14 protein-coding genes are annotated in these 17112 nt (G+C 39.5%); 8 read left to right on the forward strand and 6 right to left on the reverse strand.

The window, feature by feature from the left end:
* Positions 1-259: 259 nt before the first annotated feature.
* A complete protein-coding gene (locus tag KHB02_RS19425; RefSeq protein ID WP_338088309.1) occupies positions 260-1390 on the reverse strand; it encodes a cysteine desulfurase family protein in 1131 nt (376 codons plus the stop codon).
* A 235-nt stretch (positions 1391-1625) separates the two neighbouring features.
* Positions 1626-2504: an endonuclease/exonuclease/phosphatase family protein gene (locus KHB02_RS19430; RefSeq protein WP_241113975.1), complete on the reverse strand. Its 879-nt coding sequence runs from the start codon at positions 2502-2504 to the stop codon at positions 1626-1628.
* Between the two features lie 286 nt (positions 2505-2790).
* On the opposite strand from KHB02_RS19430, the gene KHB02_RS19435 reads away from it, so the two are divergent.
* Both KHB02_RS19435 and KHB02_RS19440 read left to right on the forward strand, forming a co-directional pair.
* Positions 2791-4608: a bifunctional metallophosphatase/5'-nucleotidase gene (locus KHB02_RS19435; protein ID WP_213145633.1), complete on the forward strand. Its 1818-nt coding sequence runs from the start codon at positions 2791-2793 to the stop codon at positions 4606-4608.
* A gap of 268 nt (positions 4609-4876) precedes the next feature.
* Positions 4877-5194 (forward strand): hypothetical protein, encoded by a 318-nt coding sequence (locus KHB02_RS19440; protein ID WP_213145632.1) that lies wholly within the window; start codon positions 4877-4879, stop codon positions 5192-5194.
* Between the two features lie 182 nt (positions 5195-5376).
* On the opposite strand, the gene KHB02_RS19445 is transcribed toward KHB02_RS19440, so the two are convergent.
* Together KHB02_RS19445 and KHB02_RS19450 are read right to left on the reverse strand one after the other, a co-directional pair.
* Positions 5377-6225 carry a DUF1002 domain-containing protein gene (locus KHB02_RS19445; RefSeq protein WP_213146050.1) on the reverse strand — a complete coding sequence of 283 codons (849 nt, stop codon included), beginning with the start codon at positions 6223-6225 and terminating at the stop codon, positions 5377-5379.
* Positions 6226-6579: 354 nt separating this feature from the next.
* The gene (locus tag KHB02_RS19450; protein WP_420848100.1) at positions 6580-7257 is read right to left on the reverse strand and encodes a TerC family protein; all 678 of its coding nucleotides are present in this window, start codon (positions 7255-7257) and stop codon (positions 6580-6582) included.
* A 209-nt stretch (positions 7258-7466) separates the two neighbouring features.
* Between KHB02_RS19450 and KHB02_RS19455 the strand changes: the two genes are divergently transcribed.
* The 4 genes from KHB02_RS19455 (at position 7467) to KHB02_RS19470 (ending at position 12100) form a co-directional block, all read left to right on the forward strand.
* On the forward strand, positions 7467-8048 hold the full coding sequence (locus KHB02_RS19455; protein ID WP_213145630.1) for a DUF421 domain-containing protein: 582 nt from the start codon (positions 7467-7469) through the stop codon (positions 8046-8048).
* A 542-nt stretch (positions 8049-8590) separates the two neighbouring features.
* Complete coding sequence (locus tag KHB02_RS19460; RefSeq protein WP_213145629.1) at positions 8591-9565, forward strand: metal-dependent hydrolase; 975 nt, start codon at positions 8591-8593, stop codon at positions 9563-9565.
* Between the two features lie 163 nt (positions 9566-9728).
* Positions 9729-11363 carry a bifunctional metallophosphatase/5'-nucleotidase gene (locus KHB02_RS19465; RefSeq protein WP_213145628.1) on the forward strand — a complete coding sequence of 545 codons (1635 nt, stop codon included), beginning with the start codon at positions 9729-9731 and terminating at the stop codon, positions 11361-11363.
* A gap of 584 nt (positions 11364-11947) precedes the next feature.
* The gene (locus tag KHB02_RS19470; RefSeq protein WP_213145627.1) at positions 11948-12100 is read left to right on the forward strand and encodes a hypothetical protein; all 153 of its coding nucleotides are present in this window, start codon (positions 11948-11950) and stop codon (positions 12098-12100) included.
* 76 nt (positions 12101-12176) lie between these two features.
* Here the strand turns inward: KHB02_RS19470 and KHB02_RS19475 are convergent, their stop codons facing one another.
* Positions 12177-12734 carry a hypothetical protein gene (locus KHB02_RS19475; protein WP_338088311.1) on the reverse strand — a complete coding sequence of 186 codons (558 nt, stop codon included), beginning with the start codon at positions 12732-12734 and terminating at the stop codon, positions 12177-12179.
* Positions 12735-12900: 166 nt separating this feature from the next.
* Between KHB02_RS19475 and KHB02_RS19480 the strand changes: the two genes are divergently transcribed.
* Together KHB02_RS19480 and KHB02_RS19485 are read left to right on the forward strand one after the other, a co-directional pair.
* The gene (locus tag KHB02_RS19480; protein WP_213145626.1) at positions 12901-14436 is read left to right on the forward strand and encodes a CehA/McbA family metallohydrolase domain-containing protein; all 1536 of its coding nucleotides are present in this window, start codon (positions 12901-12903) and stop codon (positions 14434-14436) included.
* Positions 14437-14552: 116 nt separating this feature from the next.
* The gene (locus KHB02_RS19485; RefSeq protein WP_213145625.1) at positions 14553-15608 is read left to right on the forward strand and encodes a HupE/UreJ family protein; all 1056 of its coding nucleotides are present in this window, start codon (positions 14553-14555) and stop codon (positions 15606-15608) included.
* Positions 15609-15996: 388 nt separating this feature from the next.
* Here the strand turns inward: KHB02_RS19485 and KHB02_RS19490 are convergent, their stop codons facing one another.
* A complete protein-coding gene (locus tag KHB02_RS19490; protein ID WP_213145624.1) occupies positions 15997-17064 on the reverse strand; it encodes a phosphotransferase family protein in 1068 nt (355 codons plus the stop codon).
* Positions 17065-17112: the final 48 nt, after the last annotated feature.

Genomic DNA, 17112 nt, shown 5'->3' on the forward strand with positions numbered 1-17112 from the left:
AAAATAAGCGGTCTATTCTTCCCGCGAGCCCTAGAAAAGAAGCGTACCGGTCAAAATAAGCAGCCCTATTCTGCCCGTGAACCATAGAAAAGAAGCGCACTGGTAAAAATAAGCCATCTATTTTGCCCTTGAGTTCAAGAATAGTAGCGCTCCAGCATCTTAGGATCATTTTTCAGCGGTCACGGACGGTTCTTTTTCCTCATTCTGAAAGAACATAAATAAAGACAACAGTTGAATCTCACTGTTGTCCCTGATAACTTTAATCTATCGTTTCCCTTAACCATTGCAATACCTGATCGATTTCATCCTTCGTCGTATACCTGCCCAAACTAAAGCGGATGGCCCCCATTCCAACCCTTTCAGGAACAGCCATCTCCTTCAATACCGGTGATAATTCGATGCTGCCGGCATGGCAAGCCGAACCCGTTGAGGCTGCTAACTGTGGGATCGCCGCCAGCAGATCTTGTCCGATTTTTCCGACAAAGCTTACGTTTAATGTATTGGGCAGACGCTCCTCAGGATGTCCATTTAACTGAACACGGTCCCCGAACTCGACTTTTAATCCGCTCCAAAAATAGTCCGTAAGTTCCTTCAATACGCTATTTCCTACATGGGTTTCAGCGATTTCACATGCTTTTCCTAAGCCGACTGCCAACAAGGTATTTTCCGTTCCTGCCCGGAGCCCGAATTCGTGACCGGCCCCATGAATGAGCGATTCCAGTTTGATTCCATCTTTTATATAAAGCGCTCCAATTCCTTTAGGGGCATAAAGCTTATGGCCGGCGATGGTCAACATATCGACCTTTAACTCGTTCACATTAACAGGCACTTTCCCGACGGATTGAGAAGCATCCGTATGGAAGGCAATCCCATGCCTTTCAGCAAGATTCTCAATCTTGTGAATCGGCTGTAAAGTGCCGGTTTCATTATTGGAGTGCATAATCGAAATCAGTATGGTGTCCTCTGAGATGGCTCGTTCAATTTCTTCCACTGACACTCTTCCGAATTGATCCACGCCTACGTAGGTGACCCTCGCCCCGATTTGCTCGAGAAATTGGCATGGATTTTTCACTGCTGGATGTTCTACTTTAGATGTAATGATATGGTTGCCTTTACTTTTATTCTTAAAATAATAGCCTTTTAATGCCAGGTTATTGGCCTCACTGCCCCCACTTGTAAAAATGACTTCCCTTGGCAAACAGCCAATTAAGTCAGCAACCTGTTCCCTTGCCTTCTGTAACCATTCTTTCACTGGTGCCCCAGCCCAATGCAGCGCTGATGGATTTCCATAATAGTCATGCAGGAGCGGCATCATGGCATCAATTACTTCAGGAGCCAGAGGTGTACTTGCGTTATAGTCCAAATAAATTTGTTGCATATACCGATTCATTCCTTCCCCGGAGGATTCCCATTTCCCAATTAAACTTTCATACTGTTCTACTAGTTTATTGTATGTATTCTATGTTTATTTTACGAGGGTTCGGCATTTATCACAAGTTCCGCAGCTTTCTTCACTTCATTTCATTCAGCTAACTATTTGAAACACGAGAACCGTCCCCTTATTCAAAAAAATACCCGCCAAGCCATTACAGCTCTGCGGGATTTTCTGATTCCTTCGGAAGCATTTAGTTTCCACCATTTTCATATGGTTCTGTTCTCTCCAATACAATTTCTGCAGTTATGGGTAGGTGATCCGATGCTAACGTTTTTATTACTTCTTTTTCTACTGTTTTAATTTCAGCTGATGTAAAAATAAAATCAATTCGTTTGGTAGGATTTACTGCAGAATACGTATAAGCTTCAGGCTTATCATAAAAAACGTCAAGATAATGACCATACATCGGCTGCATTTCAATGCTATCTGGAACAGCATTTAAGTCTCCCATTATCACTTTTGGCCCTTCAGATTCTCCTGCTATAGAAATAATTTCCTTAATCTGTATTTGTCGTTCTGCAGTTGTCAACGCCAAGTGTGTATTATAAAAATGAAGATGATTTCCTTTTACATTAATAGTCGCTTCAAGGAGACCACGCTGTTCCGTGTTTCCGATTTTTGTAAGGGGATGGTTTTCAGACTGCAAAATAGGATATTTGCTTAAAATTGCTGTCCCATACTGCCGGCGTGGCTCACCTTCATGTAATGGATCTCTGTCCAGGTTAGCTGCATAAACATAAAACATTCCTAAACGATTCGCAAGCCACTTTGCCTGGTCTTGAAAATCACTGCGTTCTGACCAATGGTTGTCTACTTCCTGAAGTCCGATAATATCTGCCTCTTCATCCTCAATGACCTTTGCAATTCGTTCCAGATCCAATACTCGGTCAACACCTTCAGCGTGATGAATGTTATAAGACATTACCTTTACGTTGACTGATTGTCCTCTAGGAAACTCCATTTCAATCCCTGCTGCTTTTGTCTGCACCCCTGTTAAAGTAACCATAAAAAATGCCATAGACAGAAGGCTTAGCATCCATTTCCCTCTTTTCTTTGTGCCGATTTTCATTCTCTCATCCCTCCCTGATTGTTTTCTTTCTATTAAATATTACTTGATCAATTTGAAGTATTGATTTCTGACGTGTAAAAAGCGCATTAAAAATTGTTAAGAACTGGTAAAGTAATCAGTTTTGTTCCCCAAGATTTTATGAACAACCATGAACAGCGTACTTCCATTCGCATTCTATAAATAAATTAAAAGAGATTGAATTTTCAATATTTTTACCCTTCCTTAACTACCATTTAACAATTATTTGCTACCATTTTCTTGTAACTATCATTTAGGGGGAATGAAATTGAAAAAGTCGTTCAAACGTCTATTTGCTGTCACTACTGCCGCGGTCCTTGGCGGTGGAATCCTAATGAACTCTTCACAAACTCTAGCATCCAATAATTCTGGACAAGCAGTGTCCAATCAAGGTCTGGGAAACAAGGACCTTGTCAATCTCCAATTATTAAGTTTGACGGACTTGCATGGCTATCTTCAGGCCTTCAATGACAAGTCGAATGGTCAAATCATGACTACAAATGGACCGCTTACAGTTGGCGGTGCAGCGTATTTGGCCGCCCATATCAAAAACTTAAAAGCAGGTCACGAAAATTCAATCCTTTTTTCCGCTGGGGACGATTTCAGCGGTTGGCCTTTTGAAGTGGCATCACATCATAATGAGCCAACCATCGAATTCCTTAACGCGATTGGATTGGAATTTTCTGCGGCTGGCAACCATGAATTTGATGCTTCCAGGGAGTTCTTGACGGAGCATATCATGAAGGGAAAAAGCTTTGGAGTCCCGGGTGTTGATAGTTCATTTACTGACTCTAAGGGAAAGAAATTCAAAGGAAGTGATTATGACTACCTTTCTGCGAATATTCGTGATGCAAAAACTGGGGAACTGGTGTTAAAGCCTTACACCATTAAAATGATCCATGATGGCAAGGGTCGTGCTATCCCTGTCGGTTTCATTGCTCTTACCACACCAACAACCATAACAGGGTCCACTTCGTTTCAAGAAGGGGTATTAACAGCGGATCCTCTCGTGGAAACAGCCAACCGGTATGCAAAGGAATTGCAGGAAAAAGGTGTTGAAACCATTATTGCAGTCGTCCATGAAGGTGGGTCGACCAAAAGCGATGGCTCTGACATTAACGGGTCTGACAGTCCTTTTGGTCCTATCTTCGATTTTGCAAAAGAAGCTTCACCGGCAATTGATGCGATTGTATCCGGACACTGGCATGCAAAGTTTAATGCCTTTATCGAAGATCCTGCCGGTAACCCTCGTCCTGTTGTAGAAGCCGCCAATCATGGACGCCTTCTTAATGAAATCAACTTGTCGATTGATCCAAATACAAAGGATGTTGTTCGCAATTTAACTACGTCTACAAACCACCCGGTTACACGAGATCTTCCAGCTGACCCAGAGATTGAGAAGATGGTTTCTTACTGGGTAGAACGTGGAAAGGAACGCTGGGCAGAGCCAATTGCCAAATTGACAGGCGATTTGACACGGGCTCGTAATGCAAACGGTGAAAGTACACTTGCCAATTTTGTTGCAGATGCTCACTATTATTCTGGTAAAAAAGCAGAGAATCCAGCCGAATTCGCTTTGACAGCCGCCAGTCCGTTGCGTGGGGATTTACTGTATAAAAAGGGAACAAATGCCGCTGACAGTGACGGGCAGATTCTATTTGGAGAAGCCTGGCAAGCCCATGGCTACCAAAATCCATTATTAGTCGTAACGTTAACTGGCCAGCAAATTAAACAAATCCTTGAAGAGCAGTGGAGAAAAAATGCAAACGGTACTGAAAGCTTTTACCCGCTAGCTGTTTCCTATAACGTCCACTATAGTTACGACAAAAGCAAAACTATTAATGATAGAATCGATCCAACGAAGGTTATTATCAATGGGGAGCCACTTGATTTGAACCGTTCCTACCGTGTAGCTGCTCTGGCGTATATGGTCATTGGTGCTGATGGATACCCGACATTTACACAATATCGCGAACCTGTTCGCACTGAAGTTGATTATTGGGCTCTCCAAAACTATTTAAAGGAGCAGAAGGTCATCGAACCGCCAGCATTAAACCGTGTAACATCTATAACAATTTCTCAATAAGTAATAAAGCTGGAAACATGATAATTCAACGTTTCCAGCATTTTTTTTGCCCATAGTTATTTCTTCACACTTGGAATTGATAAAGGCTCTTGTAAAGTGAAAGAAGTTGTAGGTTTCGTTAATTGTCTATTAATTTTCAATTCAAAAAATTAAAGAGATTTTTCGATAGGATTAAGTTGTGTAAAGAATTGGAAAAATGCCTTCTTTTTTCCTTGAAGGCCTGTATGATAAGACTGTAAGACAATATGGAACTCGAGGAGGAATACAGATGAAAACTTTCAAAAAATGGTTATTTGCTTTGATGTCCGCACTGTTGTTACTGGGAGCTGCTACGGCATGCTCAAATGCCAGTTCAAAAACGGATGATCCGAACACGGAACAAAACGACGATAGTTTACAAAATGATGGATCTCAACAGGATGATGGGTCACAAAATGACGATAGTTCTCAACAGGATAATGGCTCACAGAATGACGATAGCACCCAACAGGATGATGATTCTCAGCAAGATGATAGTTCTCAACAGGATGATGGGTCTCAACAAGATGATGGTTCACAAAGTGAAGATGACAATTCTGGTCAATAAGGAAAAGTAGTAGGAAAAAGTGAACAAGACGGCTGTTGCCGTCTTGTTTTTCATAACAACTATCCTATTTATACATCTATCATTCAATCGACAATTATGCATTTCATTTCGAAAATCTTTCAGACGTGGAGGATATATCCTTCGTTTTTTGATTAGGAACACGCAAGAATAAATTTTATCCATTAATTAAATTGGGCACGAATCACTTCAATTGTCCGATTTAAGAAATCCTGCAACTTTTGTAAAAATGACTGCCCCTCATCTGAATGTAAAAAGTTGGAGACTTTTTCTGCAGTATCACTTACCTGGTTCTTTACTTGGTTCCAGTCAATGTCCATCCCCTTCAGTTTGTTGAAGAAGTCTACTAACTTATTTAACTCTTCATTTGATAACGAAATCCCAAGCTCCGTTGCAGCTTGTTGAATGATTTCACGTATGTCTGCTTCAGTTTTTGGATCATTTTTAGCAATTTCATCCTTGACCTTTTCCATCAGAGCTGCGGCATTGTCCGCTCCAATAGAATCACCAAGCTGTGCGGTTTTCACCATTTCTTCATTAGCCGCTTTTTTGACTTCTTCAGGAATTTCTTTATTCGTTGTCGTTTCATAAGCCTTCATAATACCAGTCAAAGCAGCTGTACCTGATACAGAATATGGTGCCGTAATCTGGATTGTTGCATCCTTAACACCTGCCGTCATCAAGGCATTTTTATACATTTCGTCCGTAACCCATGTAATATTGTTCGACTGAACCTTTAACCCAGAATCCTTGGCACCGATCGTGATACTCGCCGATGAAATAGCTCGGTTACCTATTTGTGCTTGGGGAACAAACTCCCCTAAATATTCATGTTCTTCTTTATTAGATACGGTAATCATTTGCACGTTTTCCGGTGCCCCTAACTCAGTTAACATGTCATTTTTTTGCTGTTGTGTCAGGTTTTCTCCTAACGTAACAATGACATCTCCTTCTGATGCGTCTGCAAAGCAGATCGAAGGGATCGAGACAAGCATCGCTATTGCAATAAACATTGCCTTTAATTTGAGTTTCAAAATAAAACCTCCTTAAAGCGCCATTTTTCATTGGATGAGTATCTTTTCAATAAAAATACCTCCTGAAAAATTTGGCTTTGCATTATCATAACACTAGAGGTTTGGCATTTCATTATAAGAATCGGTAACAATTATGCCAATTCTATTAAGGTATTTACACAGTGGATAATAATGTTACAGCTAGAGTACGATTTCTTTACCGACCCATTGATTATCACAAAAAGACTAATGACGGCAGTGGTTCCAGATGTAATCCATGGCCAAAAAAGTGATTTCACCAAGCAAAAAAGGACAACAGTTTCAATGTTGTCCTATTTAACCTTATTTTTTTATCTAGCCTTCTTTTGCTGTATTTATCTTAGCAATAATATATCCAAAACCTATAACAAGAACGGTAATAGCAGTTGGTACCAATAAGTGAAAATCATTTGGGAGGATTGGCTGGAATTTAGGCTCTCCTACCATCATTTCGCCTGCTGTCCATGCTAATATTCCAGCACCAGCATAGGTGATCATCGGGTACTTTTCCATGGCTTTTAATATGAATTGGCTTCCAAAAACGACGATTGGGATACTAACGATTACACCGATGAAAATCCCAGCTAAATTTCCTTTAACGGCACCGGCAATAGCTAGTACATTATCAAGGGACATCACTGCATCAGCAGTAATAATGGTTTTCACGGCGGAAATTAAACTTGACCCTCCTACTCTATGATGATTTTCACCCTCATCAACTAGAAGTTTAATGGCTATATATACGAGAAGAAGGCCCCCAGCAAAAGTTAAGAATGGTAACTCTAGCAGGTACACTATTGCTACTGCAAAAATTAATCGTAAAATAATGGCTCCAACTGTGCCCCAAAATATTGCTTTCTTTTGTTGTTTCTTTGGAACATTCCGAGCTGCCATTGCGATTACAAGTGCGTTATCTCCACTTAATACAATATTGATTAAAATAACCTCCAAAAGCACCGCAAACGACAAACCAAATATCTCCAATTTAACCACCTCTGACTTAAGTTTAACTAAGCCATTATATTAATTTGGGGTTTATTAAAGACCACCTGATTTGGATTAATTGAAATATATTTTCCTTTATAGATTTACATATATAAATTATTTTAAGGAAAGCGGTACACCTGTATATTTAATAGAATAAAGGGGAAATATTAAAAAAAAACGTTTATTATAACGTCTAAATCGAGGGCAGCTATGAAATGAATTACATTTGGGAATCGATGGCAATTTTATTCACAGGAGTTTGCTTAATACGGATAGCCGGAAAAAAAACAGTGGCTCAAATGTCAGGATTGGAAGTTATAACAATTTTAGCGATTGCTTCCACAACTGGTCACGCTATTTCAGAACAAGGGTTAATTAAAACCATACTTGCCTTGTGTTCTCTTGTAGCAATTCTAATAACAATTCAGTTTTTAGCAATTAAATTTAATTTTGTTAAAAGATTATTGGTAGGGAAGTCAACACCAGTTATCCAAGATGGAAAAATTATTATTAATAATCTAAAAAAGCTACGCATCACCGTTGATCAGTTGGAAGCAAGGTTACGAGAAAATGGAATTTCTTCTATCACCGATGTTAAAACTGCATCCATTGAAATTACCGGACAATTTGGGTATGAATTAATGAATTATTCAAAGGCCGTAACACTCGGAGATTTAGAAAAAACTATAGATGAACTACAATCAAATATACTCCAACAACTTCGCATTATTGAACAAAGAGTTTCTAAGGAAACTGTTCAGGATAACACTCAAACACAAAACGAGCAGAAAAATTAAAATAATCACATGACTGAACTTTACGGTCATTGTGGAAAATTTCAATAACAATAAATATCAATCCCGTAAAAATAATTTTCTTTGGATACTGCATTAATAATTAGAGTTTCCATGTCTTAGTGTTCGCATTAAATAATTGAAGCCCGTTTGTCCTTGCACACCACCCCTTAATAGCTCAGACTTTAGAACGTAAAGGTCACATTATTGTTCACATTGTATTAATAGGATTAGGTACTTTTATTTTGATTAAACACGATACGTTCCGTTACGTTTTTAATTTCTAATTACCAATAAAAAACCAGCAAAAAAAATGGCTGGTTTTTTATTTTTAAAACAATGTAACAAGTGACTCTTGTTCAACTTCCGTTACTTTTAAGTAGATTTCTTCACACTCTTCCACGAAGCCCCGTCCTTTACTAATATCTTTATTAATTTTTGTCACATTACAAAAACATAATGTACTTTTTACATTAGATTAATAAAGTAGACTCCAACTTCAAATATAATAAAGTAGAAGCTTACATTTTTAGAGGAGTGATGATATGGATACAACTTCTCACATCTTAATGGGGTTGGGATTAGGTGCCCTTGCTCAAATTGATCCGGTGATCGCTAATGATGCTGCCCTGGCACAAGCTGTTGTTTTAGGTACAGTCATAGGTTCCAATGCTCCTGATTTTGACTTTATGTATCTTTTGAAAGGAAAAGGCAGCTATTATCGAAACCACAGAGCATGGTCCCATTCTCTTCTTGCTTTACCATTATGGAGTGCTGCCCTTTCAGGAATTATTTTTTCCCTTTTCAATGTGCCGTCTTTTTCCCATCTATTCTTATGGACCTTCTTAGCCGTTATTCTGCATGTCTTCTTTGATTTGTTTAATGTGCATGGAACGCAAGTCTTACTCCCTTTCTCAAAAAAATGGATTGCCTTTGATTCGCTCCCCTTATTTGACCCAACGATTTCTTTCGTACATATCCTAGGATTTTGCCTGCTGCCTTTCAATGAACCTGGAAAAACCTTTCTTATTATCTATCTTTTTATCTTCCTATATGTTGTTGTCCGGACCATTTACGCATTTTTAATAAAAAGAAAATTAGAGCACCACTTTACCCGGTCCCTCCGGATTAAATTGATTCCACGTACGTTCTTGTTTCAATGGGACGTCTTAATCGAGACAAATACAGACTTTTTATTTGGCGTCTATTCTGAAGGAAGTCTACACATTGAGCATACTTTTTCAAAGGAAATAGACTTTCCAGAACTCGTTTCAGATAGCCAAAACCACCCTACCGTTTCCGATTTTCTTTCTAGCACACAATATGCCTTTCCGTTTGTTCGGTCTTGGAAAAATGGATACCTCATTTATTGGAAGGACCTTCGTTTTCGTACCAAAAAATTTTTTCCCACTGTTGCCATTCTAGTTATTTCGTCTGATTTCAAGATGAAGAATTGCTTTATAGGTACCTTGCATTCCTTGAAGCAATACAAACAGGTTGTTCGAAAACTAAAAATATAAAAAAGGGTGATCAAATGGAAAAAACATTATGGATGATTACTAGCGAAATAACAGGTTATGTTCATAGCACAATATTGCTCCCCCATCCTCACACTCTTTTTTATATAATAATTCCGCCATAAATGTTATCCGCACCCTAAAAAATAGTTTAGGAGGGAAAATAGTGAAAGGCGCATTGAATGGGAATGCCATCAGAAAAGCTGTACCTGCTTTGATCCTTACGACTTTGTTTTCAGCGGCTTTTGTTTTAGACTCAGGGAGACCTGAAACGACAGGCATTTCTCGTATCATCGAGACTGGTCAGTCGCGCATTCACGTTCAATTGCTTGGGGTTAATGATTTTCACGGCCAATTAAATGTAACTCGTGAAGTAAACGGAAGACCAGTTGGCCGCGCGGATTATCTCGCTGCCTATCTAAAAGAAAGAAAAGCGAAAAACAAAAACACCCTTATCGTTCACGCCGGAGACATGGTTGGCGCAAGCGCACCCGTCTCTTCGCTTTTACAAGAGGAGCCCTCAATCGAAGTGTTAAACCAAATCGGCTTTGATATCGGAACGTTAGGGAATCACGAGTTTGACCGGGGCGTGAAGGAAATGCTCAGATTGATTCGCGGAGGTTTCAACCAAAAGTCCGAATACTTTATTGGTGCTGGATTCCCCTATCTATGTGCCAATGTTCTTAACGCCAAGACGAATTCTCCCATTCTCCCTCCCTATAAAATTATGAAAATAGCAGGCATTCCAATCGGCTTCATCGGTGTCGTAACAGATGACACACCCAGCATGGTTGATTCGAACACGGTTGAAGGAGTCAAATTCATTGATGAGGTAACTGCCATTAATCAAGCCGTGACTGAATTAAAGGAACAAGGCGTGAAAGCAATCGTAGTCTTAGCACACAATGCGGGCAAACAGTCTTCCCATGACGCTGCCGCATCCGGTGAGATCGTTGAAATGGCAAAACTGGTGGATGATGAAGTGGACGTCATGTTTGCTGGCCACAGCCATTCTTACCTTAATACGGAGGTTGATGGAAAACTGCTAGTCCAGGCTGAATCCTACGGGACTGCCTTCTCCGATGTGGATTTGGAGATTGACCCAGTAACGAAGGACATTGTGAGTAAAAAAGCGGAGATTGTTGTTACCTATCATGACTCTATCAAGCCAGATCCAGTGATGAAAGCATTGATTGAAAAATACGAAACAGAAGTTTCCTCTGTGGTGGATGAATTTGTTGGAACGGCTTCTTTTGATATAGTTGGAAATCGGAACGAAAACGGAGAATCCGCTTTGGGCAATCTGATTGCCGATTCCGAGCGTTCCATGATGAATACGGATTTTGCTTTTATGAACCCAGGTGGAATCCGGGCAGATATTCAAGCTGGTACTGTCACTTATGAACAGCTGTTAACGATATTGCCCTTTCATCATCACCTCGTGAAGATGACGTTGTCTGGCGACCAAATCCGTCAAGTATTAAATCAACAATGGCAGCCGGGCCAAGTGAGGATGCTGCAGGTTTCTGGTTTGAGATACACCTGGAATGATACGAAAGCTGGCAGTGACAAAGTAGTCGATATGTTTATGGATGACGGTGCCCGCATTCAACCTGAAAAAACCTACACCGTAACCGTAACTAGCTATCTGGCAAATGGCGGTGATCATTTCACTGTTTTTCGGAGTGGGACGTATAAAGAGATTGGACCTATTGATGTCGATAGTTTTAAAGAATATATGAAACAGTTTAATCAACCTATTCTCTCTTTCATTGATGGGCGGGTTCAAAAGGTTCACTGATAGAATCCCTGCTAGTGAATGAAGGACATTTCCTCCCTGTAGCTCCTCTCTTTTGTCCTTCATCGCCTTGATGAAGGACTGTCCCAACCCGACGTTCTTTCATTTTGTCTTTCATCCCCTCCATGAAGGACATTTCCACCCCGGGCCTCATTCGTTTTGGCCTTCATCTCCTCGATGAAGGACATTTCCACCCCGGGGCTCATTCGTTTTGGCCTTCATCGCCTCGATGAAGGACATTTCCACCCCGGGCCTCATTCGTTTTGGCCTTCATTGCCCTCATGAAGGACATTTCCATCCCAGGGCTCATTCGTTTTGGTCTTCATCGCCTTCATGAAGGACATTTTCAACACCAGGTTCCCTCATTTTGGCCTTCATCACCTTCATGAAGGACATTTTCAACACTAGGTTCCTCCATTTTGTCCTTCATCGCCAATGCGGACAAATTCGCAAGAAATATTTAAAGGTAACTTTACACTTTCTTTATCTAAGCTTAAAAAATATAGGCTACAATTATCGTAAGTAACCGATTTAATAGCCACAACGTTAAGGAAAATCAAATTTTATTCATAAAGGTAGGATGACTTATGAATATTTCCTATAAAAACTATCAAGGCGGAAATAATAATTTAGTCGTAGTAGAAAGCGATGGAGTGGTTACCACAAGTTTAAAAGATAAGGATACCGCAATAAGAACCCATAAAAGAAAATTAAAGCGGTTAAAGGCTAAACAAAAGTGAAACATAGGGACGGTTCTCGTGGCAATTTTAATTAATTACTTGTTTTAAAAAGCCGGCGGAACCGTCCACGTGGTTTCTAATAGTGTTTTATCAGCATTTTATCAATTTCACGCACTTGATCATATGAAATTAATAGTTTCTCAGGTACCAAGGTTCTGCCGTATTCCCAGGAAGTCCTTTCTATTTGAGATAGAAGCTGTACTTTTTCTTCATCTCCACCATAATGAATTGTCCTTAAGTCATGTTTGTTTTTCTTAAAATCTAAATAATATCCGAGTTGACGATAAAGAATAAGTTTTACACAGTCTTCATCTGTTTGTTTAATTTTAAAGTTAATATTAGCTATGTATCCATTTATTTGTAGGTAGTTAAATTTAATAGTATTTGTCGATACGTTGTAACTCATCGGTGCAGGTAATTTATTGTTCATCTCATAATTAATATCCAATTTGTGCTCTTCTAAAGTATTGCTTATAATCTCCTCAATATCCCATATATAAAGCATTCTATCGACCACTTCCCTTCCTAAAATCTTTTCATTAAAAATAATTTTTTCTGCCTTCCTCTCTTTATTTTTATGAAATGGTAACGGAAAGTAAATCCTTCCATTTACCTTAAGTCTTAATACCTGCATCAACCGTATCCTTCCATTTTTTTATTATTTATTTCGACAAAGATAGTTCTTTTGTCTTATTTTTCCTGATTTACACAACATTTACAGAATATTTATTCTCCTCTAATAAAACTTATTTAATATTTAATCTGTTGAGCAAGCAAATTAATAAGGGGGCGAAGGAAAAATGAAAACTCGTTTTAAGAAGGCTATTCCTTTCATTGCAACAACGGTTCTTGCAACCACTGCACTTACAACCCAATCATTATTTAATGAGGGTGGTAATCAAAAAGCTGAAGCACAGTCAGTCTCAAATGAAGATGTGAAAAAGAAGGATGCTACATGGCTTGCAGGTGATCATCACGTCCATAGCGAATGGAGTGTTGGTTGGGACAATTCCACAAATCCTCCGACTGCTATTAGAGGTGGGGATGCTATCTATCCAATCTCTAAAAATGCCGAAAATGGTAAAAAGTATGGACTTGATTGGATGATGACAACTGATCACGGCGGCCCTAACCATTCTAAGGTCAATTTAGAACAGGCTTATCCTGAATTATTAAAATCCCGTGCAGCGGTTCCTGAAGTTCTTCAATTTTATGGAATGGAGTTTGATACACCAGCAGCTGATCACAGCACGCTAATGATCCCAAAAGTTGATAATGAATCGCAAGTGCTTTATGAAATTGAAAGTAAATTCAATAAACGCGACCCATATCCAAATGATGGAAGCAGGGATACGGAATCAACTATGATTGAAGCTCTTAACTATATGAAACAAATGGACGAGCTTCCAATTTCTATCGCCCATCATCCATCCCGTTCAGCAACAGGTGTTGGTGTTTGGGGACAAGATACTCCGCAAGAGTTCCGTAATTGGAACGATACTGCACCTAACATTTCTATCGGTATGGAAGGTGCCCCAGGACACCAGGCGGCTGCTATTAATCCAGATGGCACACTTGATCCTAAAGGATCCCGTGGCTCATACGGAAACGTAAACGCTCCAACCATGGGTGGATTTGACCAAATGTCAGCTATCGTTGGCGGTTTATGGGATTCGATGTTAGGTGAAGGAAGACATTGGTGGATTACTGCTACCTCTGACTCACATGTTAACTGGCGTGATGGAGGAAGTGATTTCTGGCCTGGTGAATATTCGAAAACATATGTTAAAGCAAAGAAAGATTATAAGGATGTAATGGAAAACCTTCGTAATGGTAATGTGTTTGTTACCACGGGTGACCTTATCTCAGAACTTGATGTTAAACTGCAGGCAGGAGGAAAATCACCATTGCATGCACAGGCAAAAGGAAATACAGCATCAATCGGTGAAACTCTCACACTTCCAAGTAAGAAATCTGATGTAACAGTAACTATTCGCATCAAAGATCCAAACGCTGCGAACTCTCATGGAGATAAGCCAAATGTTCAACGTGTTGACTTAATCATGGGAGAAGTGAACGGAAAAGTGGAAGACCGCTCAACTGCTTCTAATCCTACAACAAAGGTTGTGAAGCGTTTCACTGAAAATGATTGGAAACAAGACGGTGAATACATCACGATTACTTATACTTTAAAAGATGTGGATAAAGATAGCTACATTCGTTTACGTGGTACTAACACTGATCAATTAGAACCAGAAAAAGATCCTAAAGGTGAAAACCCATGGAATGATCTTTGGTTCTACTCAAACCCAATTTTCATGAAAGCAAGTAAATAATTAGGAACTCAATCTCAAAGAGATCTTGACGAGGGGCATTTTATACTCCTCGTCTTTCCGTTATCTTTAATCATCAACAACATTGCGAGAAAACATTTGAAATGGACGTGGAATGAATGAAAAAGCTATGGCTGCCTACTTTATTCTTTTTACTTTTATTTGGTTCCCTTTTGCCTGCCCCCTCATCTGCTCATACAAATAATAGTGAAGGTTTTTCTAGCATTGATGTGAAGGAGAAATCGCTAGATTACGAGTTAAAACTCGATCTAGAAGAACTAGGGCATGCCCTTAATAAGACAACAGCTGAAAAGGAACTAATTAACAATAAGATTGTGGAGCAATATATTAATTCCCATATAAAACTTTATGCGGATAGTCAACTTATTGAGGGCAAATTGGAAAAATCAGATATAGAGATGATTAACGAGAAACCATTTTCGGTCATTAACTTGAATTATAATATTGAACATAAACCCCAAAAACTAGTAATGGAATATAATATGTTTTTGGACGACTCCGATCCAAGTCATGCCAATTTCGCAACCATTAAAATGGACGGGAAACAACAGGAAAAGGTTCTTACGTTTGAATCGAGGGAATTAGAAATTGGTGAAGTAAGCCTTTTGCAAAATGTTAAACAGTTTGTCGTTCTTGGCTTAGAGCATATTTTTACAGGCTATGACCATATCCTGTTTATCATTAGTTTACTTTTTGGGGCAAAAACTTTTCGTCACATTCTTTCTTTAGTCACTGCCTTTACGATTGCCCATAGTATCACACTGGCTCTTGCTACTTTCGACATTGTTCAGCTGCCAAGCAGATTTGTGGAATCCGCTATCGCCTTAAGCATCGTCTACGTTGCCCTGATGAATATTTTTAATAAGGACTCCAAACACCAGCCTTGGCTTGCTTTTGCTTTTGGTTTAATCCATGGATTCGGTTTTGCCGGAATATTATCGGAAATGAGATTAGACACAAACCATATGGCTGCATCCCTCTTATCTTTTAATATCGGAATCGAAATCGGCCAACTAATCATTGTATCGTTGGTATACCCGCTTATTTTATGGATCAAGAAATTAACGGTGAAACCAATAAAATGGGTCATTCCCGGAACATCAGCAGCCATTTTAGCATTTGGTCTTGTGTGGTTTATTCAAAGAGCTTTTTAAAAAGGCTTTTTTCGTAAATACAGTTGCTTCTTTCTATAGAATTGGCGTAACAAAGAGTAATATTATACTTTTTCAGAGGGTTTTCAGATCTTTTTTGTGAATCCAGCACCTTTATTTGCGATTTTACGAGTATTATTTGCGAATCCAACCTTGTTATTTGCGATTTTATAATTTTTATTTGCGAATCCGCCAATTTTATTGAATTTTGCAATTTTTATTTGCGAATCTGACACTTTTATTTGCGAATTCACCCCTTTTATTTGCGATTTCTATTTCTTTATTTGCGAATTCTTATTAGCAACTATTTTTTAGAAAAGAGCCTAAAAAAATGCCATAGGGACGGATTTCTATCATTTTGAGGCAAGAGAACCGTCCCCATGCATCATTCCTAAAGCCCCTTAGTCCACAACAAGGCGTATTCAATATAGCTGGCAGCTGCTCGATTCATCCGTGCAAATCTCTCGTCCTGGGTCTGTCCTTTGAAATACCGGAAGTAAATTTGCTGAGCTATGACAGCTAATTTAAAGTACGAGAAGGTAAGATAAAAAGGTATATTAGCAACCTCAATGCCGCTTTTCTTCGCGTACCTTTCTAAAAATTCTCTGCGAGTAAAGAAGCCTTCTTTTGCTGTGATAGGTTGTTTTCCTGACCCGCCTTTTAATTCGTCAGGGTCGCCGGATTCCAGCCAGTAACATAAGGCTACCCCAACATCTGCAAGCGGATCGCCGATTGTTGCCATTTCCCAATCAAACAAACCGTTCATCTCACGAAAATCCTCTGAAAACATCGCATTATTCAATTTATAATCATATTGAATGATGGCGGGTTTAGGTGATTCAGGGATATTTTTATGCAGCCAGGAAGTTAACTCCTTAACACCGGGAACCTCTTCCGTTTTGGCATTTTCGTACCGTTTAATCCAGCCGCCAGTCTGCCGCTCCATAAATCCGTCCGGCCTTGAGATGTTTAGTAATTCCGTTTTCGTGTAATCGACCTGATGTAGTTCTACCAATTGATCGACCATGATTTCCGATATTTTTCTCCCTAAACTAGATTGATAGGGAACATGTGCAGGAAACTCTTTATCTAACACTATCCCTTTTCTTCTTTCCATGATAAAAAAAGGACTGCCGACAATGGAGTGATCATTGGAAAAAATATACGGCTTGGGCGCGGTCGGAAAGATCGGGTTCACATTCGATAAAATCGTATATTCCCGCTCCATATCATGGGCTTTTGGGGCAACAGGTCCGTGCGGCGGCCGGCGCAGCACTGCCTCCCATTCACCAACACGTATTAAATAGGTCAGATTGGATTGACCTGCACCAAATTGTTCAATCTCCAATTTACCCGCAGGGGCTTCCTCGATATGTTCATGAATAAACTTTTGAAGCTTCTCTTTATCGAGCTCCTCCCCTTTTCTCACATCAATCGTGTCACGAAAGGTTTCCTTCATTTCTTTTTTCACTCCCTTTTTAAAAAAAGTTCAGGCAATGGAGGTCTG

It is taken from the genome of Neobacillus citreus (assembly GCF_018343545.2).
Classification (GTDB): domain Bacteria; phylum Bacillota; class Bacilli; order Bacillales; family Cytobacillaceae; genus Neobacillus; species Neobacillus citreus.

Excerpts from the sequence above, each read along its gene's own strand:
- KHB02_RS19425 (WP_338088309.1), bottom strand. The coding sequence starts at position 1,390 with ATGAATCGGTATATGCAACAAATTTATTTGGACTATAACGCAAGTACA.
- KHB02_RS19430 (WP_241113975.1), bottom strand. The coding sequence starts at position 2,504 with ATGAAAATCGGCACAAAGAAAAGAGGGAAATGGATGCTAAGCCTTCTG.
- KHB02_RS19440 (WP_213145632.1), top strand. The coding sequence starts at position 4,877 with ATGAAAACTTTCAAAAAATGGTTATTTGCTTTGATGTCCGCACTGTTG.
- KHB02_RS19445 (WP_213146050.1), bottom strand. The coding sequence starts at position 6,225 with ATGTTTATTGCAATAGCGATGCTTGTCTCGATCCCTTCGATCTGCTTT.
- KHB02_RS19455 (WP_213145630.1), top strand. The coding sequence starts at position 7,467 with ATGAATTACATTTGGGAATCGATGGCAATTTTATTCACAGGAGTTTGC.
- KHB02_RS19460 (WP_213145629.1), top strand. The coding sequence starts at position 8,591 with ATGGATACAACTTCTCACATCTTAATGGGGTTGGGATTAGGTGCCCTT.
- KHB02_RS19470 (WP_213145627.1), top strand. The coding sequence starts at position 11,948 with ATGAATATTTCCTATAAAAACTATCAAGGCGGAAATAATAATTTAGTC.
- KHB02_RS19475 (WP_338088311.1), bottom strand. The coding sequence starts at position 12,734 with ATGCAGGTATTAAGACTTAAGGTAAATGGAAGGATTTACTTTCCGTTA.
- KHB02_RS19480 (WP_213145626.1), top strand. The coding sequence starts at position 12,901 with ATGAAAACTCGTTTTAAGAAGGCTATTCCTTTCATTGCAACAACGGTT.
- KHB02_RS19485 (WP_213145625.1), top strand. The coding sequence starts at position 14,553 with ATGAAAAAGCTATGGCTGCCTACTTTATTCTTTTTACTTTTATTTGGT.
- KHB02_RS19490 (WP_213145624.1), bottom strand. The coding sequence starts at position 17,064 with ATGAAGGAAACCTTTCGTGACACGATTGATGTGAGAAAAGGGGAGGAG.